13 protein-coding genes are annotated in these 16,934 nt (G+C 70.3%); 9 read left to right on the top strand and 4 right to left on the bottom strand.

Annotated elements, in window-relative coordinates:
* The first annotated feature begins 103 nt into the window (after positions 1-103).
* From ABH927_RS05880 to ABH927_RS05865, 4 genes are all read left to right on the top strand, one after another.
* A complete protein-coding gene (locus ABH927_RS05880) occupies positions 104-652 on the top strand; it encodes a cell division protein SepF (protein ID WP_370018753.1) in 549 nt (182 codons plus the stop codon).
* Between the two features lie 83 nt (positions 653-735).
* Positions 736-1,023: a YggT family protein gene (locus ABH927_RS05875; RefSeq protein WP_261583416.1), complete on the top strand. Its 288-nt coding sequence runs from the start codon at positions 736-738 to the stop codon at positions 1,021-1,023.
* A 49-nt stretch (positions 1,024-1,072) separates the two neighbouring features.
* Entirely contained in the window at positions 1,073-1,936 is an 864-nt protein-coding gene (locus ABH927_RS05870; protein ID WP_370018751.1) for a DivIVA domain-containing protein, read from the top strand.
* 40 nt (positions 1,937-1,976) lie between these two features.
* Positions 1,977-3,428, top strand: coding sequence for a hypothetical protein (locus ABH927_RS05865; protein WP_370018749.1), 1,452 nt, complete (start codon positions 1,977-1,979; stop codon positions 3,426-3,428).
* A gap of 64 nt (positions 3,429-3,492) precedes the next feature.
* Here ABH927_RS05865 and ileS read toward each other — a convergent pair whose 3' ends face one another.
* Entirely contained in the window at positions 3,493-6,657 is a 3,165-nt protein-coding gene (ileS, locus tag ABH927_RS05860) for an isoleucine--tRNA ligase (RefSeq protein ID WP_370018747.1), read from the bottom strand.
* A gap of 516 nt (positions 6,658-7,173) precedes the next feature.
* On the opposite strand from ileS, the gene ABH927_RS05855 reads away from it, so the two are divergent.
* Genes ABH927_RS05855 through ABH927_RS05845 form a run of 3 tightly spaced genes read left to right on the top strand, consistent with a single transcriptional unit; the run spans position 7,174 to position 9,042 of the window.
* Positions 7,174-7,569: a TraR/DksA family transcriptional regulator gene (locus ABH927_RS05855; RefSeq protein WP_370018745.1), complete on the top strand. Its 396-nt coding sequence runs from the start codon at positions 7,174-7,176 to the stop codon at positions 7,567-7,569.
* Complete coding sequence (gene lspA / locus ABH927_RS05850) at positions 7,533-8,120, top strand: signal peptidase II (protein ID WP_370018743.1); 588 nt, start codon at positions 7,533-7,535, stop codon at positions 8,118-8,120. Before ABH927_RS05855 ends, lspA begins: the two co-directional genes overlap by 37 nt.
* On the top strand, positions 8,113-9,042 hold the full coding sequence (locus ABH927_RS05845; RefSeq protein WP_370018742.1) for an RluA family pseudouridine synthase: 930 nt from the start codon (positions 8,113-8,115) through the stop codon (positions 9,040-9,042). The genes lspA and ABH927_RS05845 overlap by 8 nt, the downstream gene beginning before the upstream one ends.
* Here ABH927_RS05845 and ABH927_RS05840 read toward each other — a convergent pair.
* Complete coding sequence (locus tag ABH927_RS05840) at positions 9,039-10,538, bottom strand: protein kinase domain-containing protein (RefSeq protein WP_370018740.1); 1,500 nt, start codon at positions 10,536-10,538, stop codon at positions 9,039-9,041. The two genes, ABH927_RS05845 and ABH927_RS05840, sit on opposite strands and share 4 nt — an antisense overlap.
* Before the next feature lie 93 nt (positions 10,539-10,631).
* Entirely contained in the window at positions 10,632-12,293 is a 1,662-nt protein-coding gene (locus ABH927_RS05835; protein ID WP_370018738.1) for a serine/threonine-protein kinase, read from the bottom strand.
* Between the two features lie 188 nt (positions 12,294-12,481).
* On the opposite strand from ABH927_RS05835, the gene ABH927_RS05830 reads away from it, so the two are divergent.
* Positions 12,482-12,946, top strand: a complete 465-nt coding sequence (locus ABH927_RS05830) for a hypothetical protein (RefSeq protein WP_370018736.1) — start codon at positions 12,482-12,484, stop codon at positions 12,944-12,946.
* Between the two features lie 139 nt (positions 12,947-13,085).
* Here the strand turns inward: ABH927_RS05830 and ABH927_RS05825 are convergent, their stop codons facing one another.
* Positions 13,086-15,620 (bottom strand): protein kinase domain-containing protein, encoded by a 2,535-nt coding sequence (locus ABH927_RS05825; protein WP_370018734.1) that lies wholly within the window; start codon positions 15,618-15,620, stop codon positions 13,086-13,088.
* A 307-nt stretch (positions 15,621-15,927) separates the two neighbouring features.
* Here ABH927_RS05825 and ABH927_RS05820 point away from each other — a divergent pair, with 307 nt between their 5' ends.
* Positions 15,928-16,875, top strand: a complete 948-nt coding sequence (locus ABH927_RS05820) for a chorismate mutase (protein ID WP_370018733.1) — start codon at positions 15,928-15,930, stop codon at positions 16,873-16,875.
* The last annotated feature ends 59 nt before the right edge of the window (positions 16,876-16,934 follow it).

Raw genomic sequence — 16,934 nt, 5'->3', positions numbered from 1 at the left:
AAGTGGACCTTGGTGTCCGCGCTCAGGTAGGGGTCGATCAGCGGTGAGCTCCACGCGGGGTACGGCTACCGCCCATATCAGAAAACGCGGAGGACGACGAGCGATGGCCGGCGCGATGCGCAAGATGGCGGTCTACCTCGGTCTCGTGGAGGACGACCGCTACGACGACAGGTACGGGACCGAGTACGGCGGCGACGAGGACTACGCCGACGACGACTACGAGTCGCCGAGGCGCGGATTCGTCGTCGGGCCGTCCGGGCCCCAGGGGGCTCCGGGCGCGCATGCGGCGGCCCACGAGCGCGACGAGGACGGCGAAACGGCCGTCCCGGCACCTCGGCCCCCGACGACGGTGCTGGAGCGCCGTACGACCGATCTGGCGCGGATCACGACCCTTCACCCCCGCACGTACAACGAGGCGCGCACGATCGGGGAGCACTTCCGCGAGGGGACTCCGGTCATCATGAATCTGACTGAGATGGTTGACAGCGACGCGAAACGGCTTGTCGATTTCGCGGCAGGTCTCGTCTTTGGCCTACACGGCAGCATCGAACGTGTTACCAACAAGGTATTCCTGTTGTCCCCTGCCAACGTTGAGGTGACCGCCGAGGACAAGGCCCGAATCGCGGAACGAGGCTTCTTCAACCAGAGCTAGAGTTCCATCTATGAACAGTGACCGGCCGAGCGGTGCCCAAGGGGACCGGAGGCAGTGGACCCAGATGGAGGCGGGGCTGGACCGTGGGGATCGTTAGCGAGATCTTGGTCGTCGCCCTGACTCTGTACCTGGTTCTGTTGATCGGCAGAATGATCTTTGAGACGGTGCAGGCTTTCGCCCGTTCCTGGCGGCCCTCGGGGGTCGTCCTGGTGCTGGCGGAGGTCACCTACACGGCGACCGATCCTCCTCTCAAATTCCTCCGCCGTTTCATTCCGCCCCTCAGGTTGGGTACGGTGGCCTTTGACCTGAGCTTCACAGTGCTGTTCATTGTGGTTTTGGTCTTGATCCAAGTCGTGAACGCGCTTCGTTGATCGGGTACCGTCCCGCCGGACAGACTCCAAGCGCGCCAAGGAGACCCAAATGCCGTTGACGCCCGCTGATGTGCGGAACAAGCAGTTCAGTACCACCCGGCTCAGGCCGGGGTACGACGAGGAGGAGGTTGACGCGTTCCTCGACGAGGTCGAGGCCGAGCTCGACCGACTCATTCAGGAGAACGAGGAGCTCCGTGCGAAGCTGGCCGAGTGCCTGAGGGGCAAGGTCCCCGGAGGCATGGGCATGGCCGGTTCCATGCAGATGGCGCCCGCCCCGGTCGCCGAGCCCAAGCCCGAGATGATGGCCCCCCAGCCTGAGCCGATCAAGCCCCCGGAGCCGGCCCGTCCCGAGCCCGTCCCCGTCGGCATGGGCCTCCCGCCCGCCGAGGACAACATGGACACCGCGGCCCGCGTGCTCGCCCTCGCGCAGCAGACCGCCGACCAGGCCATCGCCGACGCCCGCCGCGAGGCGGACGAGACCGTGACCCGCGCCCGGCGCGAGGCCGACGACATCCTGGGCAAGGCCCGCCGCCAGGCCGAGCAGATCATCGGCGACGCCCGCGCCCGGGCGGAGACGCTGGAGCGCGACGCGCAGGACCGGCATCGCCAGGCCATGGGTTCGCTCGTGCAGACCCGTGACGAGCTCGAGCGCAAGGTCGAGGAGCTGCGCAGCTTCGAGCGGGAGTACCGCAGCCGCCTGAAGCTGTACCTGGAGAACCAGCTCGCCGAGCTGAACGTCTCCGCCGAGGGCAGCGGCGCCTTCCCGATCGTGGGCGGTGGCCCGGCGATGGCGCACGCCGTCGCTCCCGGCGGCCAGCAGATCACCGCGGGCCCCAACCCGTTCGGCCAGGAGCCCCCGCAGCACTCCGGCGCGTTCCAGGGTCCTGACGGCCCGCACAACGACCGCCGGTAGGCAGCGGGCCCCCCGGCCCCCCACCCCGGAGAAACCCCCAGTGATCCTCATCAGCGCCGCACTGGTGCTCGCCGCCATCGTCCTGCTCATCGCGGGCGTTGTCCTGGCGAAGGCCTTTCTCGTGATGTGGTCGATCGTGATCAGCGTGCTGTCCGCGGTCTGCCTGCTGATCGGGGCTCTACTGAGGCGCCACGAGCTGTTCCCCGCCGGCGGACGCGCCGCCGACGGGCCGGTTCTCACCCCCCAGGGTGCCCCCGTCCCGCAGCTGGCACACACTGGTGCCGCTGTGTACGGCGGGGCGCCGGCCCACCCGGTGGCCTCGCCCATGGTGGCGGTGCCGCCGGTCACGCATCACGGGGGGCTGCCGCCGCACACGTTCCCGCCGCCGCGGGTCCCGGCGACGGCGCCGATCACCCGCCCACCGGCCACCGCCGGTCGCGGTCTCGGCCCAGAGACCATCGTGCTGGTCATCCCCGGCCGCAAGCGCTTCCACCTGCCGAACTGCCGGCAGCTCGTGGGGCGCGAGGTCGAGGAGCTGACCCACGAGGAGGCCCGCGAGGAGGGCTTCACCCCCTGCACCACCTGCCTGCCGGAGGCGTCCGCCCGTCCAGCGGGAGACGCCGAGGACCTGGCGGGGGTCTTGGCGGAGAGCAACGAGAGTCCCTCCAGCACACCGGCCGCGGTCGTCCCTCAGCCGGAACCCGTCGCCTCCGAACCCCTCACCTCCGAACCCGTCACCGTGGAACCGGACACCACCGAGTCCGGCGCCCAGGAACCCGACACCGGGGAAATCCCGGTGGTCGAGTCCGCGGCGGCCCCGCTCGACTGGTTCAAGCGCGACGCGTCCCCCTCGCCGGAGCCGACGCCTGAGACGGAGACGGCCCGGTCCCCGTGGGCGACGTCCGGCTTGGGCATATCCGGGTGGGCCGGCAAATCAGAGGCCGCCCGTCCAGAACCCGGCGCGACCGCGTCCGAGGACACCGCGTCCGAGGACACGGAATCGGCGCCGCCCCAGTCCGACTGGTTCAAGGTGGACAAGGCGGACAAGGCGGACAAGGCCACGGCCGAGCCCGAGCCGGCCGCCGCCGCCGACGCTGACGACGCTGACCACACCGACGACGCTGACCACACCCATGATGAGGCCGAGGACCGGACGGCGGACACGAAGCCGGTGGAGCCGGCCGAGACCGAGGAACCCGGGCGCGCCGGGTTCACGGTCCCTTCCGGCTCCACCTCCGTGTCCAGTCCCGTACAGCAGGCCGACGGCGAGGACGCGTCCGAAGACGACGGCGAGGGCGACCACACGATCGAGGCCCGCAGGCCCGGTGCCGCGCCGCCGGGATCGGTGAAGGTCATGGTCGGCACCCGCCGCTACCACAGCTCGGAGTGCCCCCTGATCGCCGGCATGGACGACGCCGGCATCGAGGTCATGACCCGGGAGGACGCCGAAGAGGCGGGCCTCACCCACTGCTCGGTCTGCCAAGCGCGATAAGCCCCCCCGCAGGCATGAAAGACCCCGCCAAGCCGTATGCGCTTGACGGGGTCTTTCCGTTCGGTCAGGCCTTGCGGAGGTGGAACGTCAGGCCGAGGTCGGCGTCCTCGTGCCGGGACAGGTCCTCACCGGGGGAGCCCTCGCCCTCGGTGAGGCTCGCCGCCAGCACCTCGTCGGCGACGGTCTGGCCGCCGCCGCGCAGGGCGTCCGCCAGATCGCCGTCGGCCGACCACCACAGGTCGATCCGGTCGGTGATGGACAGGCCGGTCGACTTCCTGGCGTCCTGGACGAGGCGGATGACCTCGCGGACGAGGCCCGCCCGGCGCAGTTCGTCGGTGATCGCCAGGTCGAGCGCGACGGTCTCGCCTGTCCCGGTGTCGATCGCGCCGGTCTCGACGGCCCAGCCCGTCCTCGGCTGCTCGGTGACGATCACGTCATCCGGGCCGAGCTCGACCACGCCCAGCTCCCCGGCGTCGACGGCGGCGGCCGTACCGGACCGGAGGGCCTGCGCGAGGGCGGCGGGGTCGGCGGCGCTGACGGCGCCGGCCACCAGCTTGGTCTGCGACCCGAACCGCTTGCCGAGGGCCCGGAAGTTCGGCTTGACGGTGAAGGTCACCAGGTCGGCCGAGAATCCGGACATGTCCTCGAGCCTCTGGACGTTCAGCTCGTCGGCGATCAGCTCGCGCAGCTCGCCCGGAAGGGTCGCCCAGCCCGGTGCGCCGATCAGGGCCCGGCCAAGCGGCTGGCGGGTCTTGACCGACGACGAGGCGCGGGCGGAGCGGCCCAGCTCGACGAGGCGGCGGACCAGCGCCATCCGCTCCGACAGCACCGAGTCGAGCAGCGCGCCGTTCACCTCCGGCCAGGTGGCCAGATGGACCGACGGCGGGGCGCCGGCTCCGCGGAGCACGTCCCACACGTAGTCGGTGAGGAACGGCACCAGCGGCGCCATCAGCCGGGTGACGGTCTCCAGGCACTCGTACAGCGTGGCGAACGCCGATGCCTCGCCCGACCAGAACCGGCGGCGGGACCGCCGGACGTACCAGTTCGACAGGTCGTCCAGGAAGTCCGCCAGGCGGCGGCCGGCCCGGGTGGTGTCGAACTCCTCCAGCGACGCCGTGACCTCGGCGACCGTCCGGTGCAGCTCGGCCAGGGCCCACCGGTCGATCAGCGGGCGCTCGCCGTACGCCGGGGCCTCGGAGAGCCGGTCCGGCGACCACGACTCGGCGTTGGCGTAGAGCGTGAAGAACGACGCGGTGTTCCAGTAGGTCAGCAGGACCTTCCTGACGATCTCCTCCAGGGCGGCGTGGCCGATCCGCCGGGGCGCCCAGGGCGAGCCGGAGGTGGCCATGTACCAGCGGAGGGAGTCCGCGCCGTGCTGCTCCATCAGCGGCATGGGCCGCAGCACGTTGCCGAGGTGCTTGCTCATCTTCCGGCCGTCCTCGGCGAGGATCAGGCCGAGGCAGAGCACGTTCTCGTACGACGACCTGCCGAAGACCAGCGTGCCGACGGCCATCAGCGAGTAGAACCAGCCACGGGTCTGGTCGATGGCCTCGCAGATGAACTGGGCGGGATAGGACCTCTCGAAGACGTCCTCGTTGCGATGCGGCGCACCCCACTGGGCGAACGGCATGGCACCGGAGTCGTACCAGACGTCGATCACGTCGGGGACGCGCCTGGCCTCCCCGCCGCAGGTGGGGCAGGGGAAGGTCACGTCGTCGACGTACGGCCGGTGCGGGTCGAGCGCGGACAAATCCATGCCGGCGTGCCTGCCGAGCTCCTTCAGGGAGCCGACGCAGGTGACGTGTGACTCGTCCACCGAGCAGATCCACAGCGGCAGCGGCGTGCCCCAGTATCGCGAGCGGGACAGCGCCCAGTCGACGTTGCCCCGGAGCCACTCGCCGTAACGGCCGTTCTTGATCGTCTCGGGGAACCAGTTGGTCCGCTCGTTCTCGGCGAGGAGCTGGTCCTTGATCGCGGTGGTCCTGATGTACCAGGACGGCAGGGCGTAGTAGAGCAGCGGCGTGTGGCAGCGCCAGCAGTGGGGGTAGCTGTGCTCGAAGTGGCCGCCGCGGAAGAGCAGGCCGCGCTCGCGCAGGTCCTCGGTCAGCGGCTCGTCGGCGTCCTTGAAGAACATGCCGCCCACGAGCGGAACGTCCGGGAGGAACCGGCCGTCCGGCCCGACCGGGTTGACGACCGGCAGGCCGTACCGCTTGCAGACGGTCATGTCGTCGGCGCCGAACGCGGGAGCCTGGTGGACCAGGCCGGTGCCGTCCTCGATCGTGACGTAGTCGCCGAGGACGACATAGTGCGCCCCCGGGATGTCGACCAGGTCGAACGGCCGCGAGTAGGTCGTGTGCTCCAGGTCCGCGCCGACGAAGGAGGCCACCACCTCGGCGTCGTCGCCGAGGACCCGCTCCAGCAGCGGCTCGGCCACCACGAGCACCTCGTCGCCGTGGCGCGCCGCCACGTATGTGACCTCGGGGTGCACGGCCACCGCCGTGTTGGAGACCAGTGTCCACGGGGTGGTCGTCCACACCAGAAGAGACGCGCCCAGCTCGGCGAGCGGCCCGGACGTGGCGGGCATCCGCACGTAGACCGACGGGCTGGAGACGGTCTCGTAGCCGCCCGGCTGGCCCAGCTCGTGGTCGGACAGGCCGGTGCCGCAGCGCGGGCAGTAGGGCGTGATCCGGAAGTCGCGGAACAGCAGGTCCTTGTCCCAGATGGTCTTGAGCGACCACCAGACGGCCTCGACGTACGACGGGTCCATCGTGCGGTAGGCCTGGGACATGTCGACCCAGTAGCCCATCCGCTCGGTCATCTCCTCGAACGCGTCGACGTGCCGCAGGACCGACTCGCGGCAGCGGGCGTTGAACTCGGCGATGCCGTACGCCTCGATCTCGGGCTTGCCGGAGAGGCCGAGCTCCTTCTCGACGGCGACCTCGACGGGCAGGCCGTGGCAGTCCCAGCCGGCCTTGCGGGGGACGTGGTAGCCGCGCATGGACTTGTAGCGGGGGAAGACGTCCTTGAACACGCGGGCCTCGACGTGGTGGACGCCCGGCATGCCGTTCGCTGTGGGCGGGCCCTCGTAGAACACCCAGGAGGGGCCGTCCGCGTTCTGCTCCAGGGAGCGCTCGAACACCTTCCCGTCCCGCCAGCGTTCGAGCACCTCGCGTTCGAGGGCCGGCAGGTCGACCTGCGCGGGAAGAGAGCGGAAGTAATGGGAAGACATCGTCGGGCGGGACCTCCACGCGTGGCTGACATGGCGCGAAGGGACGAAGCCGGGACGGCTCCGCGGTACCACCCTCCTTGACGCCCAGTAGTGATGGACGCCCTCTCATTTGATCGCTGCCGGTTCTACTCGGCCGATGGCCTTTCTTCCGGCGGCTCCGGGGTGATCTTCCCTCCGCGGCTCGCCCCGGGCTCGCACCGTCCCCGGGTCGCTCACGCGAGTGGGTGCGGAGGTACTCGTCCCCATCAACGCCTTGCAGACTAAGACGATAACGCAGATGGGCCGCCGAGGCTTCCCTCGAAGGAACATACGGTGATGCCCCGATTGTTGTCAGGGTAAGTGCCCCCGCGTTCGCCGGTTCCCGGCGTACGGCGGGGCGCTGCGCATTGTGTGTGCCACCCGGCTCTGGGAGGGGTAAAACCGTCGGCGAGTCGTTTGCCGATCCGTTATCAGCGACCTATGCTGCCCGAACTGCTCATCTGCTTGATCACCACTGTTGAATAATGGGAGGCCCTCATGGCCACGCGTGCGGCGAGAACCGCCACCAGCGAAGATACTTGGTCCGACGCAGAGCTCGCCGAGGTCCGCAAGCGGCTCCTCCACGAGATCGAGGAGTTGAACGCCGACATCACCCGCGCCGAGGCGGAGCTGGCCGCCGGGGACGCCAGCGAGGGGGCGGGGGACGATCCGGCGGATGCCGGGGCGAAGACCTATGAGCGCGAGCGTGAGATCGCCCTTACCCTGAATGCGCGCGACCTGCTCGCGCAGAACGAGCGGGCGATCGCCCGCGTCGACGCAGGGACTTACGGAGAGTGCGAATCGTGCCACAAGCCGATCGGCAAGGAGCGTCTGCAGGCGTTCCCGAGGGCGACGCTGTGCGTAGCGTGCAAGCAGCGGGAGGAGCGCCGCTGAGCGGAGAGACGGACACGCGGCCCGATCGCGCGCGGAGGGTCGCCCTCCTCGTCGCCGTCGCGGCGGTGGTGTACGCGCTCGACGTGGTGAGCAAGTTCCTGGTGGTGGAGTTCCTGGAGCACAAGGAGCCCGTCACCGTCATCCCCGGCGTGCTGGTGCTGAACGTCATCCGCAATCCCGGTGCCGCGTTCAGCATCGGCACCGGGATGACGATCATCTTCACGGTGATCGCCGTCGGTGTGGTCGTCGCCATCCTCCGTACGGCGCGGCAGCTCCGGAGCCTGCCCTGGGCGATCACGCTGGGCCTGCTGCTCGGCGGGGCCCTCGGCAACCTCACCGACCGGATCTTCCGGTCGCCCGCGCCGCTGCAGGGACATGTGGTCGACTTCCTCCAGGCTTTCCCCGTCACCGGGTTCCCGGTGTTCAACCTCGCCGACTCGGCCATCGTCTGCGGCGGCGTCCTTGCCGTGTTCCTCGCCTGGCGCGGCTACCAGATCGACGGCACCCGCCAGACGGGGGAGACCCAGACGGGGGAGGCTTCGGATGGCTGACCAGCGGAGCCTGCCCGTCCCCGACGGCCTGGAGGGCGAGCGCCTCGACGCCGCCCTGGCCCGGCTGTTCGGATTCTCCCGCACTCGCGCCGCCGAGCTGATCGCCTCGGGCGACGTGCTGGTCGACGGCTCCCTCCCGGCGAAGTCCGACCGGGTCCACGCGGGAGCGTGGCTCGACGTGACCATCCCCCCGCCTCCGGCCGCCCCGATGCCCGTGGCCGAGCCCGTGCCCGGCATGGCGATCATCTACGAGGACGACGACATCGTCGTGGTGAACAAGCCGATCGGCGTGGCCGCGCACCCGACCGTCGGGTGGACCGGACCGACCGTGCTCGGCGGCCTTCTGGGCACCGGCCACCGGGTCTCCACCAGCGGCGCGGCCGAGCGGCAGGGCATCGTCCACCGGCTCGACGCGAACACCACGGGAGCCATGGTGGTGGCCAAGAGCGAGCGGGCGTACTCGCACCTCAAGAGGGCCTTCAAGGAGCGCACGGTCGACAAGCGCTACCACGCGCTCGTGCAGGGCCACATGGACCCGCTGCGCGGAACCGTGGACGCCCCGATCGACCGCCACCCGTCAGGGGACGGCCGCTTCGCCGTCGTCGCCGGCGGCAAGGACTCCGTCACCCACTACGACACCATCGAGGCGTTCCGGGCGGCGTCGCTGCTGGACATCAAGCTGGAGACCGGCCGGACCCACCAGATCCGGGTGCACATGTCGGCCCTGCGGCATCCCTGCGTGGGCGACCTCATGTACGGCGCGGACCCCACGCTGGCCGCCCGGCTCGGACTTTCCCGGCAGTGGCTGCACGCCGTCTCCCTGGCCTTCGAGCATCCGGCGACGGGGGAGTGGGTCTCCTTCACCAGCGACTATCCCGATGATCTGGCGCGCGCGCTCAAGATCGTCAGTGACGAGAGCTAGCTCTCCGCCCAGCCGCTGTCGCCGAAGTCGCCGTCCTGGCCGGTGAGGCCGTTGTCCTGCTCGCCGGCCGCTTCGTCCGACGCTTTACTTTTCTTCCCCTTTTTGTCTTTGTGCTTGTCCTTGCCGCCGGCTTTTCCCTTGGAGGGCTCCACGGTTCCGCCGTCGGCGCTCTTCGTGGGTGACGCCTTGGGCGTGGGACTGTCCTTGGGACTGGACTTGGGGGAGGGCTTGGTCGTCGGTTCCTGGCTCCGCCGGTGGCCGGTCGGGCCGGTGGAGCCCGCCGTACGGTATACCGGGCCGGTCCTTCCTCGGGACGTCGGCTCAGTCCGATGCTCGGTCGGCGCCGCCTCGGCCGTCCGCGTGGCGAAGACCGTCACGGTCGGAGTGCTGATCGGGTGCGTCCCCGGGTCCGGCGTGCGGGCCGTCATATAGGCCACCCCGCCCACGGAGACGCCCACCAGGGCGACCAGGGCTGTCGCGCCGGCGGCGAGTCCCCACCGTACGCGTCGAGGCTGGGGCGGCGGAGCGGTGGAGAAGGCCGGGGAGGTCCCCGGGTACGGGAGGGGGGTCGGAGTCGAAACGCCGGTGGCGGCAGGGCTCGCGGCACGCGCGGGCGAGAGACGCGCGAAACGGGGGTTCCTCGGCGCCGGGACGATCGGGTCCGTCACCTGGCCGGCGGACACCGCCATCAGTTGTGCCGCCGCCTCCTCCGCCGTTATCCGGCGGGACGGGTCCTTGATCAGCAGGCCGGTGATGACCGGAGCCAGGGAGCCGGCCCGGTGCAGCGGCCCCGGCTCCTCGTACATGACCGCCGCCAGCGTCGCCAGCGCGTGGCCGCGATGGAACGGCGACCGGCCCTCGACCGCGAGGAACAGCGTCACGCCGAGAGACCACAGGTCCGAGGCACGCTGTGCCTGCGCGCCGGCGGCCCGCTCGGGCGCGATGAACGCGGGCGTGCCGATCAACATGCCGGTCCTGGTGACGGGGGAGTCGTCCTCCATGGCGGCGATGCCGAAGTCCGTCAGGACGGCCCGGCCGTCGTGGGCCATCAGCACGTTGTCGGGCTTGACGTCCCGGTGCAGCACTCCTGCCGCATGGGCGGCCCTGAGTGCCCCGAGCACCTGGAGGCCGATCTCCGCCACCCGCTGGGGCGGCAGCGGGCCCTCGTCGCGGACGATCGAGCCGAGAGTCCGCGACGGGACCAACTCCAGAACGATCCAGGGATGGCCGTTCTCCTCGAAGACGTCATAGACAGCCGCCACGCCCGGATGGCTGAGCCGTCCGGCGGCTCTCGCCTCGCGGAAGGTCCGTACGGTGAAGATCTCGCGTTCGGGCCCGGTCAGCTCGGCGGACGCGAGGAGCTCCTTGACGGCCACCTCACGCTGCAGAACCTCGTCCATGGCCCGCCACACCGTCCCCATGCCGCCACGCCCGAGCGGCTCTATCAGGCGGTACCGTCCAGCGACGACTCGATCGGAGATCTGCGCATCAGCCATGAACTTCGCGCTACCCGAGTTGGCCCATGCCATTCCAGAGCGTGACTATTCGTTGTCAGTATCCGCTCGGACCTGGGCAACTCCACCAAATCGTTATTCAAGCCGGAAGGTGCTCGCGAAGACCTGGAAGTAGGACATACCGGTTGTCCAGCGGTTGTCGGGCGTCTGCCAGAGAATCGCGACCTGCTGGCCGTCCATCTCGAAAGCCCGATCGAGCACCCTGACCTTGCCGGTCTTGAGGACGTGGCTGAACTCCCAGTCCGCGGACGGGAGCCCCCGGAAGCGCCGTGGGCGGAGATCGATCCGCTGGTAGCCGAGCAGCAGCCCCTGCTTCGTCGACGTCGCCTCGACCGTCGTGAGGGCGGAGACGGGGTCGTCGTCCGTCCAGGAGGTGAGGTCCACCTGGAGGTAGCTCCCCGGCATGCCGGGCCCGTGGAACCATACGCGCGTGGCTGTCCGCTTGTAGGGCGTCCAGCCCGGCGGGAGGGCGATCGAGAAGCCCAGATCGTCCGTGTGTGTCTCCCAGCCCCGCGGGAGGGCACCGGTCCGGGAGGGGGACGGTGAAGGCGACGCCGCGGGTTCCGACGGGGACGCCGATCCCTTGTCCGTCGCGGTGGGCGACGCCGGGCCGGGTGACGGATCCCCCGGCGCGATCACCGTGTGGTAGCCGTACCAGCCACCGATGCCCACCCCTGCCAGCAGCACAGGAAGCAGGATGAGCAGGATCACCCGGACCCGAGACGGGCGCCGCGCCGGCCCACCGGCGGTTCCTCCGACGTTGCCCACGGTCCCGCTGTGGCCGAGGCCGCTGTGCGTGTTCCCCTGGTCCGATAAGTAGTAGCCCCCGGCCGGACCCGGGACATCGCCGGCCGTCCGATGCCCGCCGTGCGTGCCTTCGAAAGGGTTCACGCCGGAATCCCGGCCCGGCTGGAGACGGCTCGCTCCGCCCGACGCGGCGGCCTGGAGCAGCTCGGCGGTCTCCACGGCGTCGATCCGCTGGGCCGGGTCCTTCCGCAGCAGCCCCTCGAGCACCGGCGTCAGAGCACCCGCGCGGCGGGGCGGCTCGGGCTCCTCGTGCAGTACGGCCGCCATGGTGGCGATGGGCGAGTTCCGGTCGAAGGGAGGCCTGCCCTCGACGGCGGCGTAGAGGGTCGCCCCGAGGGACCACAGATCGGACTGGGGCGTGGCGGGATCGCCGTTGAGCCGCTCGGGCGGAAGGAACGCCGGGGTGCCTGTGACGACGCCCGTCATGGTCAGCCCGGTCTCCTCCGGCATGGTGGCGATGCCGAAGTCGGTCAACACAACCCGGTTGTCGCCACTGAGCAGGACGTTCTCCGGCTTGACGTCACGATGGAGCACACCGGCGGCGTGTGCCGTACAGAGAGCGTCGAGCACCTGGAGGCCGATGGACGCGACGCGCTCGGGGATGAGCGGCCCATGCTCACGCAGCACCTCGCCGAGCGACCGGGCCTGGACGAGCTGCATCACGATCCAGGGACGGCCCTCCTCCTCGATGACGTCGTGGACGACCACGACGTTCGGGTGGGAGATGCGGCCGGCGGCGCGGGCCTCGCGGATCGTCCGGCGGTTGAAGGCCTCCTGGTCCTCCTCTCCCATCGGGTGGTAGAGGACCTCTTTGACGGCCACGGCACGGTCGAGCAGCTCGTCATGGGCGCGCCAGACGATCCCCATGCCGCCGCGTCCGATGGGTTCGAGCAGGTGGTACCTGCCCGCCACACGACGCCCTTCCGCCACCTCGCCCCCTTCCAAAACCCCTGAATAGTCCCACAGATTCAAGGTCGGCGAAGGTGGGGTGGACGGCTGTGCGGCCGACGGGGCGCCGGGCCGCGGAGGGTGAGCGATCCCGTCCCGTTCCCTTCCCACGGCCAGCACATCACCGAGACGGGGGCACATGGTGCTCCGCGCCTTGTCCCTCGACCAGCGTGGTGGCCTTCCGAAAACCCACCGCGCGATGTCTTCAATGGTCCTTTCAATCAGCCCTGAAGAAAGGCCTGAATCTTCTTGACTTCCGTCTTCTGGTTACAGAAGAAAATGGTATGGGTTTTCGCAGATTGCTTCTCGCGGCCGGCGTCGCATGCGGAATTCTTTCCATCTCCGCGCCCGCGCACGCCACAACCTACTTCCAGCAGTGGGACGACTGGGGGTATGTATCCGACAACGGTACGACCACGTCCATCAAGGTATGTGATGTGGCCAAGGACGGCCATGGGGTGTACATCCAGTACACCCCATTCGGCCTGCCCGACGCTCCGAAAGTGTGGGACGCGAACGGCAGCGCTCCTGGATGCAGCACCTATTCGGGACTGGGGCACATCAGCAGCGCGAGACTCTGCGTCAACGGTGTTGTCTGCACGCCGTGGGTCGCGGAACCGCCAGGCGGCTGGTAAGACGGCTGTAGCGCGGTAGGATCCGGCGGCGTCGGCCGTGGTGCCGATGCCGCCGGAGTTCCTCACCCGCTGAGCATGAGATAACGCGAATCAGTTGCTCGGACTGAGGGGCGTATCGCCGGTCGCTTTTTCCGGTCGCTCATTTGGCGGGCGTGAAGGTCGCGGCGAAGGTCTCGAAATAGTAGAAGTCTTTCTTCCACCGGTTGTCGAGCGTGTGCCAGTAGATGGCGTATCCGTGGTGCTTGTCCGTGACAAAACCACGATTCAGCACATGCGCTTTTCCGCTGCTCATCCGCCAGGTGAACTCCCAGTCGGCCGCCTCTTCGTAATAGTCGACCGACTCGATGCGTACTCGGTTATAGCCGGGGAAACCGGCGGACTTCTCCTGGCTCTTCCAGTCCTTCACCGCATCGGATTTGGGCTTGTCCGTCATTCCGATCAACAGGTAGCGGCTGCGATCCGGCCCTCTGAACCAGACTCCGGTGCTGTCGCGTCTGTCCACCTTCCAGCCGTCGGGAAGGGCGACGGAGAAACCGGTCTTGTCCTTGTACCGGTGCCAGCCGTCCGGAACGTCAGCGGGCTTCGATGTCGTGGGGGTCGGCGACGGCTTGTCAGAGGGGGTCGGCGTGGAACTCGCCTGGCTGGGCTTCTCGGAGGCTGACGCTGATGGCGAGGACGGCTTGCGGGACGGCGGTGCGGAAGACGACGCCTTGCCGTCCGTTGCGCCGTTCCCCGAGTCGGTTTTGCCTTCGCGAAGACCGAGGTATCCCGCGACGCCCGCGATGACCGCCAGCGCCGGGACGATCACGAGGGCCGCCTTGAGCATGGGCCTCGGTCGCCGCTCGACCGGCCCGGTCTCCGCGCCCTCGCGCCAGATCTCGCTCCGCTGGGTGGGTGCGGCCGGAGTGCCCCCTTGGTCGGCGGTCGGTTCGGCTGCCACCCCGCCCCAACCCGGTCCCGCGTCGTCGGCTCGCCGGCCGGAGGGCGCGCTGTCGCGCTTGGTCGGTACGGCTTGCGCGCCCGTCTCCGGCATCGGCTGCTGGCGGGCAGGGGGAGGCGTCGTGGGGGACGGCGAGGCCGGGCCGGGAGGTACGGCGGGCTTGGACGCAGGCGCAGGGGCAGGCGAAGACGGCGAGGGGGTGGGGGCAGCCGCGGACGGGGTCGCGGGCCGGCCGCTCTCACGCACGACCGGGATGGGTGAGGTGATCTCACCCGGCGCCGCCTCCTGGCCGCTCCGGTAGCCGTCGCTGTCAGCGGGATAGTGATCGCCCTGGTGCTGGGGGTCCCGGGGCTGGGGGTCTAGGTGCTGGCTCCCCGGAGGCTGGGTCCCTCGGTTCTGATCGCTCCAGTCGTCGTCCGCCAGGTCGGAGCCGGCTGGTGCGGGGCCCTGCATGTCAGGTGAGTCTTCGCCGCGGCCGCGCCCGTCGCGAGAGGCCGCCGGTCCTCTCCGGTCGCCCGATCCGGGGGAGCCGCCGTGGTCGCCCGACGTCGTGGCGCTCTGCGCGCCCGGTGAGGTGGAGCCCTGTCGAGACCCTGCGGCTGCTGCGCCGCGATCGTCGCCAGCAGGGTGCTCGGCCCCACGGTCGGAGGCCGGCTCTGGATCTGGAACGTTTTTCGCCTGGCTGGAAGACCTCTCTCCGGCCGATGCCGGCGGCGGGCCGCCTGCCGGGGACCCGGCAGGGCTTGCCGTACCGCTCCGGGCTGCGGACGCCGGGGGCTTCGCCGGAGCGGGCGAAGGAGCCTTCCCGGCGCGGGACGGCGTCGGCTTTGCCACACCCGCACCCGGGGCTGGTGCGCTCGATGTGGGGGGCTCGGTCGACGGATGTACGGCCGGCATGAGGGCGGTACCGGTGGGAGACGTGGGGCGGGCCGCCTGCTTCAGCAGCCTGGCCGTCTCGTCGTAGCCCGGGCGGTCGGCCGGTTCCTTGGCGAGCAGGCGCAAGAGCACCGGACCCAGCCGTCCCGCCCTGCCCGGAAGAGTGGGCTCGTCGTTCAGCACGGCGTGCATGGTGGCCATGGCCATGCCGCGGTCGTGCGGGGGCTTGCCCTCCACCGCGGAGTACAGCGTGGCCCCCAGTGACCACAGGTCCGACTCGCGCTGCGCGGGGCCGCCGCGGAGCCGTTCGGGCGCGATGAACGCCGGGGTGCCGACGAGCCCGGTGCGGGTCATCGTCGAGTCGGCCTCGAGACGGGCGATGCCGAAGTCGGTCAGGACCACCCGCCCGTCGTCGGTGAGCAGCACGTTCTCCGGCTTGACGTCCCGGTGCAGCACGCCCTGCAGGTGGGCGGCGCGCAGGGCGTCGAGGATCTGCAGCCCGATCTCGACCGTCCGGTCAGGGGAGAGCGGGCCGTCCTCGCGGATCACCTGGCCGAGCGAGCGCGACCTGACGAGCTGCATGATGATCCATGGGCGGCCGTCCTCCTCGATCACGTCGTGGACGACGACCACGTTGGGGTGGGTGAGGCGGCCCGCGGCCCGCGCCTCCCGCATGGTGCGCCGGTTGAGATCGCTGAGCTCGTCGCCCATCGCGCTGTCGTAACGGACCTCCTTGACCGCGACCTCGCGGTCAAGCAGTTCGTCGTGCGCCCGCCACACGACGCCCATGCCGCCCCGGCCGATCGGCTCCACAAGGTGGTACCGGCCTCCGACGAGCCGGCCTTCCGTCTGTGACATCTAATCCCCTCCCGGACCCATAAATCGTCCCATGGATGGCAAAGGGATCAACCTGCCTGAAGTCCGGCCACTACCCGCATTCCGGTATGTGAGACATGCTGTTCCAGCTGATGGGGGTGGCTGCTAGGGTCGGATTCGTGGCTAGGTATTTCACGTTTACGCAGCCGGCTCCGGGAGGGCCGGTCGCCCGATCGTGATCTAGCGACCATCCGGAGCCGGCTGAAGGCAGAGACATCGCGTCTCTGCCTTTTTCGTTGTCAACGAGCCGGTTCGATGGGCCGGCCCACTAGGCCTACTAGGAGCCGAAATGTCCCACATGGTCCAGCTCGATCGCGGTGCCGTGCGAATCGGGGATCTCGCCATCGGGGACGGCATGCCCGTCGCCGTGATCGGCGGGGAGCACGCCCGATGGGTGAGAGGCCGCGTCCCGGCGGAGGAGACGCGCGCCGCGTGGCCGGGCCCGCTGCTCGTGGAGCCTTCTGGGGAGCCCTCTGGGGCCGACGACCTGGCCGCGGTCGCGGAACTGGCCGACGCCGTGGTGGTCGGCGCGGCGTGGACGCACGACCTGGACCTCGTCCGGGCGGTGGCGCGGGTCGGCCTGCCGGTCGTCGTCCAGCGCGGCCACACGGCCACGCTGGAGGAGTGGCTGGCCGTCGCGGACATCTGCGCCGCCGAGGGGAACGACCAGGTGGTGCTCTGCGAGAGCGGCAGCCGTACCCATCTGGCCGGCCGTACCCATCTGGGAGGCGTCACGCTGGACCTCGCGCTGATGGGGGCCGCGCGGCGGCGCTCGGGCCGTCCCGTGCTCGCCGACCTGGGCGACGACCCGGCGCTCGCGGGCGCGGCGGTCGCCGCCGGCGCGGACGGGTTGCTGCTCGCCCCCTCCGCCTCACAGGCGACCGCCGAGGCGGCGCACGAGGCGGCCACGGTCCTGGCCGCTCTCGTACGGCCAGAGGCGCACGGAAGGGTCGGCGACGCGAGGGACGCGATTGACCGGGTCGACGCGGCCCTGGCGATCCTCCTGGAGCGCCGGGCCGGGCTGGCCGGGACGATCCAGCGGCTGAAGCCCGTCGGGGGCTTCCGCGGCCGCGACATGGACCGGGAACGCCGCCTGGTCGCGGCCATGGCGCGCCGCGCTCCCCGGCTCGGCGAGGCGCGCCTCGCACCGGTCATGAACGCCGTCATCGAGGCCGGCCTCCATCTGGCAGAGGAGGAGCGCCGGGGGTCTGACCTGGCAACTCCCGAAGCCGGATAGGATCTGATTCACCTGAGTCCCACGGGTTCGCGATCACGCGTAGGCTCTGATCCGCACCC

The sequence above is a fragment of the Planotetraspora sp. GP83 genome (assembly GCF_041262585.1).
Lineage (GTDB): Bacteria > Actinomycetota > Actinomycetes > Streptosporangiales > Streptosporangiaceae > JAOEGB01.
This window is presented reverse-complemented; position numbering and strand designations above follow the sequence as displayed.

Coding starts and splice junctions, on each gene's coding strand:
- ABH927_RS05880 (WP_370018753.1), top strand. CDS start 104: ATGGCCGGCGCGATGCGCAAGATGGCGGTCTACCTCGGTCTCGTGGAG.
- ABH927_RS05870 (WP_370018751.1), top strand. CDS start 1,073: ATGCCGTTGACGCCCGCTGATGTGCGGAACAAGCAGTTCAGTACCACC.
- ileS (WP_370018747.1), bottom strand. CDS start 6,657: ATGTCTTCCCATTACTTCCGCTCTCTTCCCGCGCAGGTCGACCTGCCG.
- ABH927_RS05855 (WP_370018745.1), top strand. CDS start 7,174: ATGGCCACGCGTGCGGCGAGAACCGCCACCAGCGAAGATACTTGGTCC.
- ABH927_RS05845 (WP_370018742.1), top strand. CDS start 8,113: ATGGCTGACCAGCGGAGCCTGCCCGTCCCCGACGGCCTGGAGGGCGAG.
- ABH927_RS05840 (WP_370018740.1), bottom strand. CDS start 10,538: ATGGCTGATGCGCAGATCTCCGATCGAGTCGTCGCTGGACGGTACCGC.
- ABH927_RS05825 (WP_370018734.1), bottom strand. CDS start 15,620: ATGTCACAGACGGAAGGCCGGCTCGTCGGAGGCCGGTACCACCTTGTG.
- ABH927_RS05820 (WP_370018733.1), top strand. CDS start 15,928: ATGTCCCACATGGTCCAGCTCGATCGCGGTGCCGTGCGAATCGGGGAT.